Here is a 17966-nt window from a genome sequence, read left to right as displayed (position 1 = left end):
ATGAATTACATAGACTCGGAAGCAACATCTCTTTCCTCAGGAACATAATAAAGAGTAAAACCAGCAAAAATTAAGTTAGGATCTTTAATCATATCTCTATTATTATCCCAAATAGATCTCCACTTCGCAGGAGTTCCATATTTGTCTTGTGAAATAACACCAAGTGTTTCACCTCTTCTAATTAGGTGAGGTAGTCCAACTGGATTCCAGTTAAACTGACCGCTTTGATATTTAATTTTATCACCAGCTTGAAGGCCATCAGCTAAAGCTTCTTGGTTCATTGCTTGAATATCTCTCCATTTTCTGTAGTCACCATATAATTTAAAAGCAATCCACATAAGAGTTTCACCTTTTTGAACTTCATAATAGTCTGAAGCTGTAACGACGACATCTTTTTCTAAAGCAACATTTTCTTCTAGTAGAATTTCATCTGTAGGAGAAACAGGCTCACTTCCTAGCACTGCAACTGATTCTTCAGATGATGGCATTGCAGTTTCTTCTAATTGGTCTAAGTCTTCATTTGCATCAACTACAAAGTCAGAGTCATCAATAGAGATTTCTTCTGTCTGCTCAGCAACCGCTACCTCGCCTTCTTTATTTTTGAAGAATGAACATGAAGTAAACGTTAAAGATGAGACTAAAAATAATAATGATATCTTTTTCATGGTATATTACCCCTTTTAAATAGTAACAATTATATGTAATTCCCTTCGGTTACTTTTTAATAGATATTTAAATATTAACCGCCTAGACTAATTTCTTCATGCGATGTACAATTTTTCCGTATGAAGAATATATTGATCCTATTCTTACTATTTTTATCAACTACTGCCTTTTCTCAAAGTGCAGTAAATGACTTCTCTAATTCAGCTAACTATGACTTAGCTAATGAAAAGCTATTAAGAATTTCAGGAACAAGAAGAATTATTCTTGTTAGCAACAGTCAAGATAGTTTCGCTAAAGGCGACTATATTACTATCCTTATTAATAAGGTACCTGTTGCTCGTGGAGTCGTTCCAAAACAAGAAGAAAATCAAGCGGCCGTTAAAATCACAAAAATTTACGATGAGGATTTATTCAAGAACTTCTTTGTTAATCAAGACGTTCAAATCCTACGAGGTGATGACTCAGCTTATGGCAAGCCTTCTGAAAATCCAGAAGATCAATTTAAAATAACGGATAGTGAATCACTATACGATGATACTACTTTATTAGAAGAAGACCTGTATGGTGAAGACAACCAACAAACAGGTGTTATAAAAAACGATAATATTGCATCTGTGGGTATAGGGCTTGTTGATGGTTTTAATACAGCAGGAAAACAAGATACAAATACTCAATACAATGCCGCTTGGTCATTTCAAATTGAAAAAAACATTTGGGTTGAAGGATTTATTGGGAGACACTTAATCCGTGCCTTTCCTGCTGAAGATATCGATACCGCTGTTAACCAGTATATCTTCAGAGCAAAGTATGCTTTTGAAGGCCCTCTATACACAGTCTTTATGCCATATGTAGGTTATAAGTTTGCAACTGCTGACAGCCCTGGTGCAGGAGATGTATCTAAGGTTGGTAGTGATCAAGCGCAAAGAGAACTTGACCTTGTAGCAAGTGTCGAACAAGATGAATTTGTCTTTGGTGCGACAGGGTTCAAAAGACTTGTTCCTGGTTGGTTTTTACGTGTAGACATTGGAACAGATGTAATGGGAGTCGGACTTGCACTTGAGTTCTAAAATATTTTTCGTCTTTATTTCTTTTGTTTTTGTCTCATGTGGAGTTAAAGCTCCGCCAAAACCTAAGAATGATAATTTCCCTTCATTTATTGAACAAAATAAAAAAGTACTAAGGCCTAAGACACAAACCAAGAGTAATGACAAAAAAGAAGAAGCTAAGAAATCTTCTAAACAGTCTAATTCAAACTAATGAATATCATCTTTAGCCTCGGTTCTAATTTAGATAACAAAACAGAGTTGCTTCTTAGCGCAACTAAAGAAATCGAATTGGCCCTAAATGCCAAGGCGTATTTAAGTCGAATTTTTGAAACACCACCTTTTGGCCCACAAGATCAACCAAATTTTTACAATATGGCCCTAGAGATTGAGACGAATAAAACAATTGGGCCAGAAGAGATTTTGCACATTGCAAAAGAAATTGAAGTAAAGCTAGGGCGTAAACACCGCTACCACTGGGGCCCAAGAGAAATTGATATCGATATTATTTTTATTGATAAATTAAATTATCACTCAGAGAACTTAACTATTCCCCATAAAGAATTTAGAAAAAGAAGTTTTGTTCTCGAACCATTAAAAGATCTTCCAAGCTACAACGACTATAAGTCATATTATAAAATTCTAGATCTAGACAATAATGATGCAACACCACTCGAATAGTACCATCGTGTTTTATTACGGTATCTTAAGCCTTTATTACCTATTTACTAAATACTGAAAACATATCTATAATAATGTCACATTATCTTTCGAACAATAGGTTCCATCATGATCAACTTTGAATTAACTTCCGAGCAAAAAGAAATTCGAGACCTTGCAATGAAATTTGCAAAGAATGAAATGATGCCGAAAGCTGGCGAATATGATGAGAAGGCCCAAATGCCTCTCGAGATTCTTCGCAAAGCGTGGGAGCTAGGACTAGTTAACACTTGTATTCCAGCAGAATACGGCGGTGCAGGCTTTTCAACTATTGATTCAATGATTATAACAGAAGCACTAGCTTACGGTTGTCTAGGAATGAATACAGCGATCATGGCAAATGATCTTGCCCTCCTTCCAATTGTTATCGGTGGTAATGACGAGCAAAAGAAGAAATTCCTAACTCCTTTTACTGAAGATTATAAAATTGCAGCCTTCTGCTTAACTGAGCCTGGTTACGGATCAGATGCAGCAGGTATCAAAACAACAATCAAAGATAATGGTGACCACTACTTATTAAATGGAAATAAGATGTGGATCACAAATGCAGGCTATGCAGATCTTTTTGTCGTTTATGCAACAACAGACACCGCACTAAAGCACAAAGGTATCACGGCACTTGTTATTGATGGGAAAGCCGAGGGTATCGAGCTTGGTGAAAAAGAGAATAAAATGGGACATCGCTGTTCTGATACAAGAGCAGTTACATTTACAAATGTAAAAGTCCCAAAAGAGAATATCTTGGGTGGGCCAGGTCAAGGTTGGCCAATTGCTATGGCCACATTAAACCACTCAAGGCCAATGGTTGCTAGCTCAGCAGTAGGTGGAGCTCAATGTGCCATGGACCATGCAGTTAAGTATGCAGGAGAAAGAATACAATTTGGAGTACCTCTTTCTCGCCATCAAGCTATTCAAATGATGATTGCCGATATGGGAATTGAAATTGAAGCCGCACGCCTACTTGTTCAAAAAGCAGCATGGTCAATTGATAATGGAAAACCAAATCCAGAACTTTCTTCATATTCAAAGGCTAAAGCCGCTGATATGTTCATGAAAGTTGCAACAGATGCGGTACAAGTATTCGGTGGCTATGGATATAGCAAAGAGTACCCAGTTGAAAAAATAATGAGAGACGCCAAACTCATTCAAATATATGAAGGCACTTCACAAATACAAAGATTAGTTATTGCTAAAGAAATTTTTACAAGGAGCTAAAATTGAACATTTTTGTATGTATTAAACAAGTTCCAGACACGGAAACTAAAATTACTCCAAATGGTGATGGATCTTATATCGAAACTTCTTCGATTAAGTGGATCATGAATCCATATGATGAATTTGCGGTAGAGCAAGCTCTACTTACTAAAGCTGCTAATAGTGGTTCAACTGTTACAGTTGTTAGAGTTGGTGGTGTTAAGGACACTGAAGCACTAAGAACTGCTCTTGCAATGGGTGCAGACGATGCAATCCTAGTTGAAGCAGATGACAACTTAGATTCTTACATGACTGCTAAGGCACTTAAGGGTGCAATCGAAAAGTCAGGTAAAAACCCAGATGTAATCTTCACTGGAAAACAAGCTATTGATGACGATTGTCTTCAAGTTCCACAACTTCTAGCACAAATGCTAGGAATGCCTTCTGTAACTGTTGTTGATGGTTGCGAAGAAGCAGGTGGGAAATACACTCTTAAAAGAGAAATCGAAGGTGGAGCACTAGAAGTTTATGAAGTAACTTCTCCAGCTGTTATCGCTGCTAACAAAGGTCTAAATAGCCCACGTTACGCTTCTCTACCTGGTATCATGAAAGCTAAGAGAAAGCCTCTTGCTCAACACTCACTGTCAGATGTAGGTGTATCTGCTGATGATCGTCGTGTTAAGTATTCAGGTTTCCAACTTCCACCAGAGAAACCAGCTGGTAAGAAATTTGATGCAATGGATGAAGCTGCTCAAGCAGGTGTTGTTGCTGAAGTTGTTAAGCTTTTAAGAGAAGAAGCTAAGGTTATCTAAGGGAGATTATTAAAATGGCAAAAGTATTAGTATTTTCAGAAACAAGTGGTGAAACAGTTAAATCTGTTACATTTGAGATCCTAGGAAAGCTTGCTGGTCACACTGTTGACGTTGCAGTTGTTGGCGATATGGGTGCAAACGCTGCTGCTGACCTAGCAAAATATGGTGCTGCAAACGTACACAACCTTAAAGGTGCTAACTTAGATCAGTACTCACCAGAAGGTTACGCTAACGCACTTAAAGAGTTCATCGGTTCAAACTACGATTACGTATTTGCTGGTGCAACTTCTCTTGCAAAAGACCTAATGCCAAGACTAGCTGGTATGTTTGATGCAGGTATGGCATCAGAAGTTACAAACTTTGTAATGGATGGTGACAACTTTGCTGGAACAAGACCACTATTTGCAGGTAAGGTTTTAGCTAAAGTTGAACTTGATGGACCTAAACCAGGTTTCATTACAGTAAGACCAAACGCTCTTGGTATGCCAGAAGCTCCAACAGCTGGTGCTGGTGCAACTAATGAAGTTGCTGCTAACGCAGGTGATATCAAAGCAGTAATTAAAGAAATCGTTAAAGGTGCTTCTGAGAAGCTTGACCTAACTGAAGCGAATATTATCGTTTCTGGTGGTCGTGCAATGAAGTCTGCTGAGAACTTCAAGATCCTTGAAGACCTAGCAGAAGTTCTTGGTGCAACTGTTGGTGCTTCACGTGCCGCTGTTGACTCAGGATATGCTCCACACGCAATGCAAGTTGGACAAACTGGTAAGACAGTAGCTCCATCACTATATATCGCTTGTGGTATCTCAGGTGCTATTCAGCACTTAGCAGGGATGAGAACATCTAAGGTTATCGTTGCAATCAACACTGACCCAGATGCACCAATCTTTACTAAAGCTGATTACGGTATTGTTGGAGACCTTTTCCAAATCGTACCTCTTCTACAAGAAGAACTTAAGAAGGTTCTTTAAGCATCTGCAGCATTGTTTGCCCAAAGGCAAACTATTGGCTGCTGTGCTAGCTCCCCATGTAAGGAGCATATTCTGAACGAGAGCGAGGGTTCAAGCCCGAGCGGTTCGCCTCAGGAGCAAAAAAACTTCGCATATCGAATACATAAAAGGCCCTCAATTTTGAGGGCCTTTGTTTTATCTTCTCTTCTCTCTTTTATATTTTAGGATTAGAATCCGTAACCTTGTCTGTCTAATTCTTCTTGTCTTTCATACTCAAGCTCTTGTTGCTCTTCAAATCTAGCTGCTGGATCATCAATTAGAGCTTCTTCTTCATATTGCTCTTCCTCGTAGCTTTCCTCTTCAGCTTGCTCATTATTTTGTTTTTCAAAAGATACTGGGTTTGCATTGCTTTGAGCTAAGTTAATATCATTTTCAAAAGATCCTTCTTCAGTTAGTGATCTTTCAAAACGAGACTCCTCTTTTGCTCTTTCCATATTTTCAAATTCAGTATTAATTCTTTCTAGCTCATCATAAGTTACGAAGTTAATAAGACCACCAGCATATGGACCGGTAGAAAATCTTAGACGGTAACCATTTTCACCATTTCTAGCAAATACGCCGTGAGATAGTTGTCCTTGAATTTCTACCTCAAAAGAGTTTCCATCTTTAAGTTTAATATCTCCAAGTACTTCATTGATATCTTTCTCAAAAACATTGAAGTATAAACCTTGAACACCATTAGGCCCAACAGTTACACTTCCTTCAATATTATCTTCACCGCGAATTAGCTTATTATTAAGTTGTGGAAGAACAACTCTTTCAATAACTAATTCTTTTCTTTCGTTCTCGTTGATAACTGCAACTTCTTCAAGTGCCTTATCTACATTTACTTCTAAAGATACTTCTTTCTTCTCTTCAATAACTTTTCTAGCTTCAATTAACTCAAAACCATCTTCATAAGCTCTAAAGATAGAGATATTCTTTTTATTTTCGTGAAGGAAAGATACATCAAATGTATACTCATCACTTTTATTAAGCTGTACAAGACCTGTACCAATTAACTTCATATCTACTAATCTTTTAGAGTTAGCATTTTTTTCATTAAAGATTTCATTTCCTTCGTGATTTTCAACTCTAACGATTTCCCACTGGCCATCAATAATTTGTGCATATTCTGCAACTGGTAGGTATTGAACTGAAATCTTCTCACGATCAGAAGAAGCAACGATACGATCAACACTCTCATCTACTCTCTTTTCAAAAGAAATATCTTTCTGTTGCATAAATGAATTATCAGTTACCGAAATTCCCTGATAGATTCCACCGAATACAAGGAATGACCCTGATAGTACTGATGCGATAATGAATTTCTTGTAAATTGATGTTGCTTTCATACAGTGCTCCTAAAACCTATATGCGTATATAGAAGCAACAGTCGTGCCAAGTTGAACAAATACGTCTATCTGCTAACTATATGAAAACACGTTCGAATTTAATGAAAATTATTGGATTGTTTAGGAATCAGGCTGTTAAATTTTTAACACTGTAGAAAAAGTAAACACACCATAGGGTGTGTTTACTCTAATATGAATAATAATTAATCAACTTGGAAAGTCTTCTTCTCATAGTCACTATGAGAAGCTCTAAAGCGCTTTAGAGCGACAACAATAAGCTCTTCAAGTTCAATCCCAGTATTCTGAGACATTAGCTCAAAAGAGGTAACAACGTTTTCTTCGATCATAACTTTAAGCTCTTTAAGATTGCCTTGGTTATGTGTTTGATCTTTCATTTAAAACTCCTACTTTACGACCTTCAAGGCACCCATTTTTCTTAGATTTACTAATGCTTGGGTAACTTCAAAATCAAATAATTCGCAATTGCTGTAAATATCTTTAACCTTGCTGTATTCAGCTATAGTTTTTAATAGTAAAAATTCATTTGCACCAGTCTTTTTTCCATTTTTTATAAACGCGGAATTGATCAAAATGTGAATATTTTCTGGTGGGCGAAGTGACTTTGCCTTCAAGTGCTGTGAGTAGGCATTTTCAATATTATTTCTTAACTCACTAAATTTTAGTTTGAATTCATAATCACTTTCAGAAACAACTTCTGGCTCAGCCACAAGTGTGAATTCTTCAATATGATCCATTTCAAAGATGACAAGTGAGTAAAGGGCCTTCAGTCCTGTCTTTTTAGAGAATTGAGCCGCAACAACAATTCCTTCGCTAATATAAATAACGCCTAAGAACTGTCGATCGGCCCTTTTTAAAATATTAATTCTACCAGTGAAATTAAAAGAGCACTGCTCTTCAATTTTCTGTATGATGGACATTTACTACCTTTTGAAAATTTTTGAGAAAAAACCTTTTCCCTCACCATCATTATTTTCTATTTCAATGATCTTTTTTGCAATACCGGAATATGCTTTCCATACTGGTCTATTTTCGTATGAATTATTAGACATATAAGGAATTCCCTTATCACAAGATTCACGTAGAGCGATTTCGATTGGAACCTCTCCTAGAAATGGGTAACCTAGTTCATTAGCAATATCTGCCCCGCCTTTCTCTCCAAAGATATAGTACTTCTTCTCTGGCATATCATCTGGAGCAAAGTAGCTCATATTCTCAATAAGCCCTAAAACAGGGATATTAACTTGTTCGAACATATTGAAGCCCTTTCTTGAATCTAGAAGAGCTACATCTTGTGGTGTCGACACACCAACGATTCCACTTAAGTTTAAAGTCTGAGCAATTGATAGCTGAACATCTCCTGTTCCTGGAGGTAGGTCAAGAACAAGATAATCAAGCTCTCCCCAATCAACATCAAAAAGGAATTGGTTTAAAACACCACCAAGCATTGGGCCACGCCAAATTACGGCGTCTTTTTCTTCAATAAATAGACCGAAACTAATGAACTTAAGTCCATGTGCTTCTATAGGGGCAATTTTCTTATCATCTGTTGCTAGAGGCTTTGCATTTCTTTGCCCAAGCAGCATTGGAATTGAAGGGCCATAAATATCAGCATCTAATAGCCCAACTTTCTTACCTTGATTCTTAAGAGCTAGCGCCAAGTTTACAGATACTGTACTTTTACCTACACCGCCCTTTCCTGATGAAACAGCGATAATCTTCTTAACACCCTGGATATCACGTTTTTGAGGTGCTGCTTTTGCGTGACCAACTTCAAGCTTTGCACCTTGTTGAGGTTTTTGCTGTTGTTGAGCAGGAGCTTCCTGAGTTGAAATAGTTTTAATGAAAAGATCATCTTCACTAACCACTGATGATAGCGAGTTTACAATAGCATCCTCAATCTCACGTTTTTGTGCAGGGGTGATACCATCACGGTTATAGACAATTGTGACTTTCTTATCTTCAATTGCAATATCCTTATAACGATTCTCATCTAATAAAGACTTTCCAGTGTTTGGGTTATTAACCTCAACTAATTTACTTTTAACTACTTCAATATTTAGCATACTAATTCTCTCAGTTTTTTTTCGTTTTACGCGAGGATTTTATTAAATATTGGGCACTTATTCAACGAGTAAAGCAAATTTTTGCCCTACAACAAAATTCATAAGATGTTATAATTACTAAAGAAACTAAATTAAAGTTTGGAGATATTGTGTCTAAGCCATATAAGCGTTCAATAATCATAGTCGACTCTAAATTTCAGCTGAGGTTCAGTGCATTAATTTGTATCGTAATTTTAGTTCTTAGTGCGTTCTACCCACTTGTGATTTATCAGGTGTTAACAAATATTTCAGAAAAATTTCCACAATCTGCTGAGCATATTGCAACAATGAAGAGTGATCTTTTAAACTTCCTCATTTTATGCCAAGCATTTTTTGGGATCCTCATCTTTGTAGTATGTATTTTCTTTACTCACAAAGTTGCAGGCCCGCTTTATAAGTTAAAACAATATCTTGCTGGACTAAGACACACAGGGTTTGAAAGAAAGCTTTCATTTAGAGAAGGCGATTATTTTCAAGATGTCGCAGATGAAGTTAATTTAACAGTAGAGTACTTCCAAACTCATTTTAAGGAAGACACTGTCTATATTGATGAGATCTGTAACTACTTAAAGAACCTACAACAAGTTGTACCTGACGATAAGAAATTAATCTTAAGTGATGTAGTCACTAAGTTAAAAAGTATGGAAGGTCGTTTCAATGAGTTTATTGGGTAAAAAGTTTTTTCTCTTTTCTATTACCGCTAGTTTGTCTTTTACAAGCATTGCGAAGGAATCTCTCAAGGATAGAGAGCTTAAAGCAGCTCGCCATATTTCTGAGATTGAACGAATTCTAAAAAGAAAGAAGCTACCCAACCATAAAATATCCAGCGCCATTAGATCCATTAAAGACGGTGGTATTTTCAAAAACTATCTAACTCACCTTGAGTTCTTGAGTGAGTTAAAAACTTCACTTAAAAAAGATCGATACTTTTCTTGTGATATCAAAAGTAACAAAACGAATCGTGTTGAAGATGATTTTGTCCGAAATATAAAAAACTACTGCTTCCATACCGTAAACTATCTCATTAATGATAAATATTTCGATGATATTGTAAAAGATGAAGAGAACTTTGCTAAGGCCATTCAATATTTAGCAACATCACGAAACACCCTCTTTATCAAGAAGCTTGAAGAAGTTGATAAAGATTCCAAGATATACCAACACATAAAGAAACAATTAATTGAGATAACACTGATCAATGGCCTAAAGATTGATGCACGACTTTATTCACATATTGATTTTGATAAAGATATTACACTTCTTTTCCAAAATAACCTCCATCGAATAAAGAAGAATAAACTTACGATTACAAATGAGTTTATAAAGCAATATAGAGGAATCAAAAAACTAGTTAAGGACAATGCGACTAAAAAAGCTGATATCAGTTCACAGTTAACAAAGTTTTTAACTTTTGAAAAAGCAAACGAAGATTATATTTATAAGAAATCATCTTGGAAACGTGTTCGCTATATTGGAAAATTATTATTGAATAATAACGACCTTAAAAACGCCAATCGTTACTTTGCCCGCTCTTACGAGATTAGCTACAATGACGAATCAAAGAACGAGTCATTATTCCTTCTTCTTTGGAATTCAATTAAACATGAAAACTACAAAGAGAGTATAGTAACAGTTCAAAATTATAAGCTAATTGATGATTTCACTAATCTCTATACTAAAACAAAATTTTGGATTGCATATAGTTATATGAAAGATGGCAATGAGTCCCTTGCTAAACACTTATTCAAACTAATGATAAATAGTAATCCTCTAAGTTTCTATTCGATTATTGCCCAGGACTATCTTCCAGAGTTTGATAAGAATTACGTAAAATCATTATACTTTCATAAGAACACTGTTAACCTTCCGAAGCTCGAATTAGCTGACTTCACAGAGGCAAAGCAAAGAAATATTCGAGAGTCTAATATATGGCATGAGTTAAAGTTCGTAGGAAAAGTCGATAAACTAATCTATGAGTTCATTCGCTTTAATCCAGAAACAGATATATTAAATAGAAAAAAGCTTGATGCACTTCCAATTGAAGAGCAACGAGTAGCGATATTTAATTACTTCCTCCATCACTTTAAAGAAAGTGGAGATTTCTTGTCGAGCTTCAAATTAGTCTCAAGAACAATTGATCTAAACCTTATTAGGCCTTCAAAGATTGATATCACCACTCTCTTTCCTATTCTTCACTTAGACAAGATCGAAGGTGTTAATGCTGACATTGATCCTCTTCTAGTGTTATCAATCATCAGACAAGAGAGTGCTTTTAATCCAAATGCTAAATCAGCAGTTGGTGCGCTAGGGCTCATGCAGCTAATGCCTGCAACAGCAAGGCAGATGACAACATTTAGAAAGACTGATGAACTACTTAAGCCACACAAAAATATCGATGCTGGTGTCAGATACTTTAAACAACTCTTAAATAAATTTGATGGCAATATCATTTATGCACTTTCATCTTATAACGCTGGGCCAACCAAAGTTACAAGATGGGCCCAAGATCTAATGGATGTAGAAGACCCTATTTTTCAAATAGAACAAATTCCATATAAGGAAACGAGGCTATACGTAAAACTTATTTATCGTAATTTCTTCTTCTATAATCTTATGAAGGATAATTATATTTTAGAAAAGAGTGTTGCCTCGACCTTTAATGCCTTTCCTAAGAAGGAAGCCAAACGTGCAATTTCATCTCAATTGTAAACAATAAAAAAGTAAGTTCTTATGCAAAGATTTTTTGCTCCAGAGACAACAAAGCCGGGCTTGAACCCGGCTTGTTGAATATATTTCTCTAGCTAAAGTATTGGGGTGCTTAAACATTAAATCTAAAGTGAATGATATCGCCGTCTTTTACAACGTACTCTTTACCTTCGATACGAAGCTTCCCAGCTTCTTTAACTTTCGCTTCAGATCCATTAGCAATCAGATCATCATAGTGATAAATCTCTGCTTTAATAAATCCTCTCTCAAAATCAGTATGAATAACACCTGCAGCTTCAGGGGCCTTAGCACCATCTTTGAAAGTCCAGGCACGAACTTCCTTAACACCAGCTGTAAAGTAGGTACGAAGACCTAACATATTGTAAGCTTCATGAGTAAGAGTCTCTAGTCCAGAGATTTCAATCCCAGCAGCTTCCATAAAATCTTTCTTATCTGCTTCATCTTCAAGAGCTGCAATTTCAGATTCAAGCTTTCCACAAATCTTAATTGCGCGAGAACCTTCCTTCTCAGCAAATTCTTTTACGGCCTTTACATAGTCGTTATCTTCACCAACACTATCTTCATCTACGTTACATAGGTAAAGAGTTGGCTTAAGAGTGATTAAATTTAGATCACGAATTAATTCAAGATCTTCCTTATCTAGATCAAGAATACGTGCAGCTAAACCTTGCTCTAAGTGAGCCACTAATTTTTCAAGTACAGGAACTAACATCTTCGCTTTTGATGAAATTTCTTTATTTTGATTCTTCATAAGCTTTGGAAGATTTGTTTGTTTTCTTTGCGCAACTTCAAGGTCGGCCAGTGCAAGTTCCATGTTAATTGTTTCAATATCATCAACCGGGTTCACTTCACCGTGTACGTGAACAACATTTGGATCATCAAAACAACGAACTACGTGAACGATCGCATTTACTTGGCGAATATTTCCAAGGAACTGGTTACCAAGTCCCTCACCTTTTGAAGCACCCTTAACAAGACCTGCAATATCAACAAATTCAACAATTGTTGGAATAACTTTTTGAGGCCCAATAATATCCGCAATTTTTTGCATGCGAATATCACCAACATTTACGATTCCGATATTTGGTTCAATTGTACAAAATGGAAAGTTAGCAGCTTCAGCTGGTGCTGAAGTTAGAGCTTGAAAAATTGTTGATTTACCTACGTTTGGAAGTCCTACAATCCCACAATTTAGGGCCATTATTTTCTCCTGATATTTATTTACTTAAATCTAGTAATTGTTTCTTTTTATATCTTTGAATAGCTGTTTTAAAACCATTTTTTACATAACATTCAACGGCTTTTGAAGCTTTTTCTAAGTAATCGTCAATAAAGTCGGCCTCAGCACCAAAATAGCGACCAAGTACCCAATCTGAAACACTTCCGTGTTGAGGACGACCAATCCCCATTCGTAAGCGTTTAAAATTATTATGCCCCAATTGACCTGCAATTGATTTTAAACCATTATGCCCAGCAAGACCGCCACCGTCTTTAAACGCAACAGTTCCCCACGGTAAATCCAATTCATCGTGAATAACTAAAATATTTTCTGGATCAATCTTAAAGTATTGAGCAAATGGAATAACACTTTCACCACTTAGGTTCATATATGTCTGAGGCATAAGTACATAGAATTTATCTTCATCAGTTTCAAATGAAGACCAAATACCTTTAAACTTCTCTTTAAATGGTAAGTCTTTTATAGGCTTGATGAAGTTCATAACATCCCAGCCAATATTATGTCTGGTACCTTTATACTCTGAACCCGGATTGCCGAGTCCAACAATTAAATAATTCATAGGTTATCCGTTTATAAAAATAATGAACTAACTGAATCGTTATTAAACGTGCGATGAATCGATTTGGCCAATATTTCAGCGGCCGAAACAGATATAATCTTACCGCTCTCACGTGCCTCTTTGCTCAAAGGAATCGTATTTGTCACTAGAACCTTATTCAAAGATTCAGCGTTATTAATTCTTTCAATGGCAGGCCCAGAAAAGATTGGATGAGTGGCACAGGCAACAACACTTCTAGCGCCATTATCTTTTAGTGCATTACAGGCCTCAATTAAGGTTCCCGCCGTATCGATCATATCGTCGAGAATAATACAGTCCTTACCATTTACATCACCAACGATATTCATTGCTTTTGCAACGTTCTTACCAGTACGACGCTTATCGATCATGGCGATGTCACATTTACATTTCTTAGCATAATGACGAGCACGCTCAACTCCACCAGCATCTGGTGAAACAAAGATCGTATTCTCAGTAACTAATTCTCTTTTGATATGGCTTAGTAGGACAGGTGAAGCAAAAATATTATCAAATGGAATATTAAAGAATCCCTGAACTTGTCCAGAATGAAGATCCATCGTAATCACACGATTTGCACCTGCTACCGTGATTAAATCGGCCACAAGTTTTGCCGAAATTGGAGTCCTAGGTGACGCCTTTCTATCTTGTCGACAATATCCATAGTGTGGAATTACTGCTGTTATCGAAGCTGCTGAAGCTCTCTTAAGAGCATCAATCATTATTAAAAGCTCCATTAAGTTATCATTTACTGGCGCACACGTTGACTGAATAATGAAAACATCAGCACCGCGAACATTTTGTTCGATTTCACAAAAAGTTTCACCATTGGCAAATTTAATAACTTGGGGGTCAACTAGGGGTACATCTAAGATTTTGGAGATATCGGAAGAAAGTTTTGGATTTGACGTGCCTGATACGAGAACGATCCTTTTCATCACCTTATTCCCTTCTCTTATCCGTGAGAAAATGGCTGGGGTAGAAGGACTCGAACCTTCGAATGGCAGAATCAAAATCTGCTGACTTAGCCACTTGTCGATACCCCAGCAATGTAGATTTGTATGTAATATATAAGCTAGTTTCTTATTTTTGACAAGAATTTTTTAATTTTGCCTAGTTATTCACAGGCCAAAGACGCAATTCGTTGGCCAGAATACAAAATAATCTCCTGATAAAGCTTAAAAGCTGTTGTACTACCATAAAGTCTTAAACCTTTCTTATTTGATCGAACACCTTCATATCCGACCCAGATCGTAAAAAGATCATGGCCATCATAACCCACAAAGAGATTGTCAAAGCCATTATTAGAAGTTCCCGTTTTTCCAAAGAAATGCTGTTGTCTTAGAGCTGGCTTTACCATTCGTCTAATTGTTGTCTGACTTGGATCTGCTAGAGATTCATAGACTCCAGAGCCTACTACACTACATTGGGCCGTCATAAAGTCTTCGTATAGCTTAAATAACTCGGAAACAGACAATTCAATGGCACCTAAAAGCTGAGCCGGATACTCGGCCAACGGTGTCTTTAAGTGATTAATTTTTTTCTTTAATATTGCCTCTACTTTATCAAAACCAATATCGTGAGCAAGTCTTACGACCGGATTATTTAATGACTCCTGTAGTGCTTGAGAAATTGGATACTCACTTGCAGAAGGTGTATGCGACTCAGAAGGAGTCCACTTACCACTCACAAGATCTAAGGTAATTGGCTTAGTTGAAACCATGTCATCAATCTTATAACCTTGCTCTAAATAAATTTGAAAAAGTACAGGCTTTAGCGTTGAACCAACACTATGGCGTTCTTCATTAAAAGCCTTATCTACATTTCGTTCAAACTTTGAATAGTAGAAACTCCTATGCTTTGGTCCTCCAAAGGCTATCTTAACAGCAAGGTTCTCTTCAATCCCCTTTAGGTCACGTAAGAGATTCTTTGATGCCATTACTGTTTTATAAAAGCGGTATTCACTCAGATGAGGGTCTTTGTTAATTCTAGTGGCCGTTAAATAAATCGCCTCATAGAAAGAGTCATTTTGAAAAGAAACTAATTGCTTCTGCCAGCTCTGCCACTTCTCATCCGACCATTGATAATCAGTATTCTTATCAAAGAGATCTAAGCTCTGTAATTTATTAAAAATAAAATCTGCTCGACCTCTTAGCCTATCTGTACGATAGATTGGATGATAATAACTTGGGCCTTTTAACATCGACACCAATATAGCAGACTCATACGGATCAAGTTCTGAAATAGGTTTATTAAAGTATAAAACGGCCGCTGTGTTAACACCCTTGATTCTAATACCACCAAGACTCCCCCAAAATACTTCATTGAAGTAGGCTTCAAGAATCGAAGACTTATCAAATTTAAAATCAATATAGACCGCTAAGATAGCTTCTTTAATTTTTCTGCTAAATGACTTTTCATTAGTAAAATAGATATTTTTAACTAATTGCTGAGTTAAAGTTGAGCCACCTTGAACAAGTGCTCCGGCCTTAATATCTGCAATAATAGCACGTATAATCGATATATAATCAATTCCTATATGCTCAAGAAAGCGAAAATCTTCAATTCCAATGAGCCCTTTAGATAGAATGATTGGGATATTATAGAAATTAATTTTATACTGAAGACAGCGATTATAATTACAATCATTATTGCGAACTGAATTTAATTCAAAACTTTCTTTTACACTTAAAATTGATTTCTTAGGGTCATCAAATTTTTCAAAGAAGACAGAATTAAAACGCTCATCTCTAGAGTTTGCCTTAAAAAAAAGAAAGTCACGCTTCTTTACAAAACTTCCTTCCTCAAAAAGAACTGTTTTAGAATTTGCATCAGCTGGCTTAGGTGAAATAATACGTGTTAAGTCTGCGTCATTTATTGTTTTGATAGAATACATGACACATAGGCCAATTAATCCAATCATCAAGAATAGTAATATCTTTAATCGTTTTTTAAACACCTTCGAAAACACCTATTTTTTTGACGTTATATAAAGTCATCTTATATTATTTCAGTACAATTTTGTTAAATTATAAAAGGAATAACAACTTATGTTAAAGAACTTAAATAAGGCCGCAATTCTTGCCACGTTAGCAACTTCTACACTGGCACTACCAATTGACTGGCATGGTGAACTACAAACAGACCTACACTCGCTTGGTGATTATAACCGTTCAGTTCAACAAGGAGCTGGACCACTAGATAATGGTGACCAAGCTTTTGATATGTCAGATGCTGATCCAGATTCATCTAATTTTCAAACATATATCTTTAAGCTACAGCCAACAATCATCGTTAATGATTCAACGACGATTAATGCTGAACTAACTTCGGGTTATGGATACGGCGGAAATTTTGGAGACTCTTCAAATGATGGAAGAACAAAGAATCAAGTTCCGACAAATTCATATGCTAATGCTCGTTACTCTTTCAATACAGTAACGGACAATCCAGTAAACCTAACTCAGGCCAATGCAGTCTTTTATTCAGATACAGCAACTTATACAGTGGGACGTCAAAAGTTTAATTGGGGTATGGGTGCAATCTATAACGATGGGAATGCTCCAGGTTCAAGATTTGCTTCAATGAGAGATGGGATCACAATTGATTTCAAAATTGGAAACTTTAAATTCTCTCCATACTATTCAAAGATTAAAGCAAATAACTTAACTAAAACTGGTCGCGTAAAAGAGATGGGAATTTCTCTATTATATGAAAACCTAGATAAGGAATTCACATTTGGTGCTCTTTACAATAAGAACACTTCTGGATCAGCAACAGGAATTCAAACAGATGTTGATGGTGATACAACTGCAACAGATCTTGGTGCAACTAGTGTGACGATGATCGATCTTTACCTGAAGAAGACTTTTGGAAAATATACAGTTGAAGCAGAAGTTCCACTAATGACTGGTGATATGGGTGAAATCTATCCTGGTGTGACCGATACCGAAGTTGATGCGAAGGCATTCCTACTAAATAACACATATAAACTAAATACAAATCACACATTCCACTTTGACTTTGGTATGGTTTCTGGTTCAGATGCTGATAACCAAACTTATGGAGCGATGTATTTAAATCCAAACTTTCAAGTTGCAAATATCATGTTTCGCTATAACCTAGCGGCCATTGCAGATACAAATCAAAATGTATTTAACTCTGGAATTGCAAACGCTACTTATGCAAAGTTTGGTCATCGTTATGACTCTGGAACTTGGTCTTGGACAAACTCTGTTGTTTGGGCAAAAGCTGATCAAGTTGCAAAAGCTGGTTCAGATGCTATTAACCACGAAAAAAATAAGAGATTCACTGCAAATGCAGATCAGGCAGATGATCTTGGTTTTGAAATTGACTCAAATTTTTCTTATAAGTGGAATACTTCTGTAACACTTAATGCAAATTTAGGTTACTTCTTTGTTGGAGACTACTATGCATTCTCAAATGCTGCCACTCCTAACGAAACAAATGATACTTACCTAATTTATCTCGGTGCAGACATTAAGTTTTAAGAAATAAAAAAG

18 protein-coding genes and 1 tRNA gene are annotated in these 17966 nt (G+C 36.3%); 9 read left to right on the top strand and 10 right to left on the bottom strand.

Features of this window, described 5'->3' with window-relative positions:
- Positions 1-5: 5 nt before the first annotated feature.
- Positions 6-665, bottom strand: coding sequence for a LysM peptidoglycan-binding domain-containing protein (locus tag ACRXC1_RS16205; protein WP_433660355.1), 660 nt, complete (start codon positions 663-665; stop codon positions 6-8).
- Between the two features lie 120 nt (positions 666-785).
- Between ACRXC1_RS16205 and ACRXC1_RS16200 the strand changes: the two genes are divergently transcribed.
- From ACRXC1_RS16200 to ACRXC1_RS16175, 6 genes are all read left to right on the top strand, one after another.
- Positions 786-1733 (top strand): hypothetical protein, encoded by a 948-nt coding sequence (locus ACRXC1_RS16200; protein ID WP_392909591.1) that lies wholly within the window; start codon positions 786-788, stop codon positions 1731-1733.
- Positions 1723-1923 carry a hypothetical protein gene (locus ACRXC1_RS16195; protein ID WP_433660352.1) on the top strand — a complete coding sequence of 67 codons (201 nt, stop codon included), beginning with the start codon at positions 1723-1725 and terminating at the stop codon, positions 1921-1923. Before ACRXC1_RS16200 ends, ACRXC1_RS16195 begins: the two co-directional genes overlap by 11 nt.
- Positions 1923-2390: a 2-amino-4-hydroxy-6-hydroxymethyldihydropteridine diphosphokinase gene (gene folK / locus ACRXC1_RS16190; protein ID WP_433660350.1), complete on the top strand. Its 468-nt coding sequence runs from the start codon at positions 1923-1925 to the stop codon at positions 2388-2390. Before ACRXC1_RS16195 ends, folK begins: the two co-directional genes overlap by 1 nt.
- Positions 2391-2501: 111 nt before the next feature.
- The gene (locus ACRXC1_RS16185; RefSeq protein ID WP_392988976.1) at positions 2502-3644 is read left to right on the top strand and encodes an acyl-CoA dehydrogenase family protein; all 1143 of its coding nucleotides are present in this window, start codon (positions 2502-2504) and stop codon (positions 3642-3644) included.
- 2 nt (positions 3645-3646) lie between these two features.
- Entirely contained in the window at positions 3647-4435 is a 789-nt protein-coding gene (locus tag ACRXC1_RS16180) for an electron transfer flavoprotein subunit beta/FixA family protein (protein ID WP_392909587.1), read from the top strand.
- 14 nt (positions 4436-4449) lie between these two features.
- Positions 4450-5403: an electron transfer flavoprotein subunit alpha/FixB family protein gene (locus ACRXC1_RS16175; protein ID WP_392909586.1), complete on the top strand. Its 954-nt coding sequence runs from the start codon at positions 4450-4452 to the stop codon at positions 5401-5403.
- A 206-nt stretch (positions 5404-5609) separates the two neighbouring features.
- Here the strand turns inward: ACRXC1_RS16175 and ACRXC1_RS16170 are convergent, their stop codons facing one another.
- The 4 genes from ACRXC1_RS16170 to ACRXC1_RS16155 form a co-directional block, all read right to left on the bottom strand.
- Positions 5610-6776: a hypothetical protein gene (locus tag ACRXC1_RS16170; protein ID WP_433660347.1), complete on the bottom strand. Its 1167-nt coding sequence runs from the start codon at positions 6774-6776 to the stop codon at positions 5610-5612.
- A gap of 203 nt (positions 6777-6979) precedes the next feature.
- A complete protein-coding gene (locus ACRXC1_RS16165) occupies positions 6980-7171 on the bottom strand; it encodes a hypothetical protein (protein ID WP_021267727.1) in 192 nt (63 codons plus the stop codon).
- A gap of 9 nt (positions 7172-7180) precedes the next feature.
- A complete protein-coding gene (locus tag ACRXC1_RS16160) occupies positions 7181-7714 on the bottom strand; it encodes a hypothetical protein (RefSeq protein WP_433660345.1) in 534 nt (177 codons plus the stop codon).
- Positions 7715-7717: 3 nt separating this feature from the next.
- Entirely contained in the window at positions 7718-8860 is a 1143-nt protein-coding gene (locus ACRXC1_RS16155; RefSeq protein WP_433660343.1) for an Mrp/NBP35 family ATP-binding protein, read from the bottom strand.
- Positions 8861-9009: 149 nt separating this feature from the next.
- Between ACRXC1_RS16155 and ACRXC1_RS16150 the strand changes: the two genes are divergently transcribed.
- Together ACRXC1_RS16150 and ACRXC1_RS16145 are read left to right on the top strand one after the other, a co-directional pair.
- Entirely contained in the window at positions 9010-9573 is a 564-nt protein-coding gene (locus tag ACRXC1_RS16150) for a hypothetical protein (protein ID WP_103218644.1), read from the top strand.
- Positions 9557-11608: a lytic transglycosylase domain-containing protein gene (locus ACRXC1_RS16145; RefSeq protein WP_433660340.1), complete on the top strand. Its 2052-nt coding sequence runs from the start codon at positions 9557-9559 to the stop codon at positions 11606-11608. The genes ACRXC1_RS16150 and ACRXC1_RS16145 overlap by 17 nt, the downstream gene beginning before the upstream one ends.
- A 109-nt stretch (positions 11609-11717) precedes the next feature.
- Here the strand turns inward: ACRXC1_RS16145 and ychF are convergent, their stop codons facing one another.
- The 5 genes from ychF to ACRXC1_RS16120 form a co-directional block, all read right to left on the bottom strand.
- Positions 11718-12827, bottom strand: a complete 1110-nt coding sequence (gene ychF / locus ACRXC1_RS16140) for a redox-regulated ATPase YchF (protein ID WP_392909578.1) — start codon at positions 12825-12827, stop codon at positions 11718-11720.
- A gap of 16 nt (positions 12828-12843) precedes the next feature.
- Positions 12844-13425, bottom strand: a complete 582-nt coding sequence (gene pth, locus ACRXC1_RS16135; protein ID WP_392909577.1) for an aminoacyl-tRNA hydrolase — start codon at positions 13423-13425, stop codon at positions 12844-12846.
- A gap of 11 nt (positions 13426-13436) precedes the next feature.
- Positions 13437-14384 (bottom strand): ribose-phosphate diphosphokinase, encoded by a 948-nt coding sequence (locus tag ACRXC1_RS16130; RefSeq protein WP_392861450.1) that lies wholly within the window; start codon positions 14382-14384, stop codon positions 13437-13439.
- A gap of 29 nt (positions 14385-14413) precedes the next feature.
- Positions 14414-14489, bottom strand: a tRNA-Gln gene (locus tag ACRXC1_RS16125).
- Positions 14490-14560: 71 nt separating this feature from the next.
- Entirely contained in the window at positions 14561-16366 is a 1806-nt protein-coding gene (locus ACRXC1_RS16120; protein WP_433660337.1) for a transglycosylase domain-containing protein, read from the bottom strand.
- Positions 16367-16493: 127 nt separating this feature from the next.
- Here ACRXC1_RS16120 and ACRXC1_RS16115 point away from each other — a divergent pair, with 127 nt between their 5' ends.
- On the top strand, positions 16494-17954 hold the full coding sequence (locus tag ACRXC1_RS16115) for a hypothetical protein (RefSeq protein WP_433660335.1): 1461 nt from the start codon (positions 16494-16496) through the stop codon (positions 17952-17954).
- The last annotated feature ends 12 nt before the right edge of the window (positions 17955-17966 follow it).

Source organism: Halobacteriovorax sp. GFR8 (genome assembly GCF_050955245.1).
GTDB lineage: Bacteria > Bdellovibrionota > Bacteriovoracia > Bacteriovoracales > Bacteriovoracaceae > Halobacteriovorax_A.
Note: the sequence above shows the minus strand (reverse complement) of the source record. Positions and strands in the feature narration are given on the sequence as shown.

Coding starts and splice junctions, on each gene's coding strand:
- pth (WP_392909577.1), bottom strand. CDS start 13,425: ATGAATTATTTAATTGTTGGACTCGGCAATCCGGGTTCAGAGTATAAA.
- ACRXC1_RS16120 (WP_433660337.1), bottom strand. CDS start 16,366: ATGATTGGATTAATTGGCCTATGTGTCATGTATTCTATCAAAACAATA.
- ACRXC1_RS16170 (WP_433660347.1), bottom strand. CDS start 6,776: ATGAAAGCAACATCAATTTACAAGAAATTCATTATCGCATCAGTACTA.
- ACRXC1_RS16160 (WP_433660345.1), bottom strand. CDS start 7,714: ATGTCCATCATACAGAAAATTGAAGAGCAGTGCTCTTTTAATTTCACT.
- ACRXC1_RS16200 (WP_392909591.1), top strand. CDS start 786: ATGAAGAATATATTGATCCTATTCTTACTATTTTTATCAACTACTGCC.
- ACRXC1_RS16175 (WP_392909586.1), top strand. CDS start 4,450: ATGGCAAAAGTATTAGTATTTTCAGAAACAAGTGGTGAAACAGTTAAA.
- ACRXC1_RS16205 (WP_433660355.1), bottom strand. CDS start 665: ATGAAAAAGATATCATTATTATTTTTAGTCTCATCTTTAACGTTTACT.
- ychF (WP_392909578.1), bottom strand. CDS start 12,827: ATGGCCCTAAATTGTGGGATTGTAGGACTTCCAAACGTAGGTAAATCA.
- ACRXC1_RS16145 (WP_433660340.1), top strand. CDS start 9,557: ATGAGTTTATTGGGTAAAAAGTTTTTTCTCTTTTCTATTACCGCTAGT.
- ACRXC1_RS16155 (WP_433660343.1), bottom strand. CDS start 8,860: ATGCTAAATATTGAAGTAGTTAAAAGTAAATTAGTTGAGGTTAATAAC.
- folK (WP_433660350.1), top strand. CDS start 1,923: ATGAATATCATCTTTAGCCTCGGTTCTAATTTAGATAACAAAACAGAG.
- ACRXC1_RS16115 (WP_433660335.1), top strand. CDS start 16,494: ATGTTAAAGAACTTAAATAAGGCCGCAATTCTTGCCACGTTAGCAACT.
- ACRXC1_RS16165 (WP_021267727.1), bottom strand. CDS start 7,171: ATGAAAGATCAAACACATAACCAAGGCAATCTTAAAGAGCTTAAAGTT.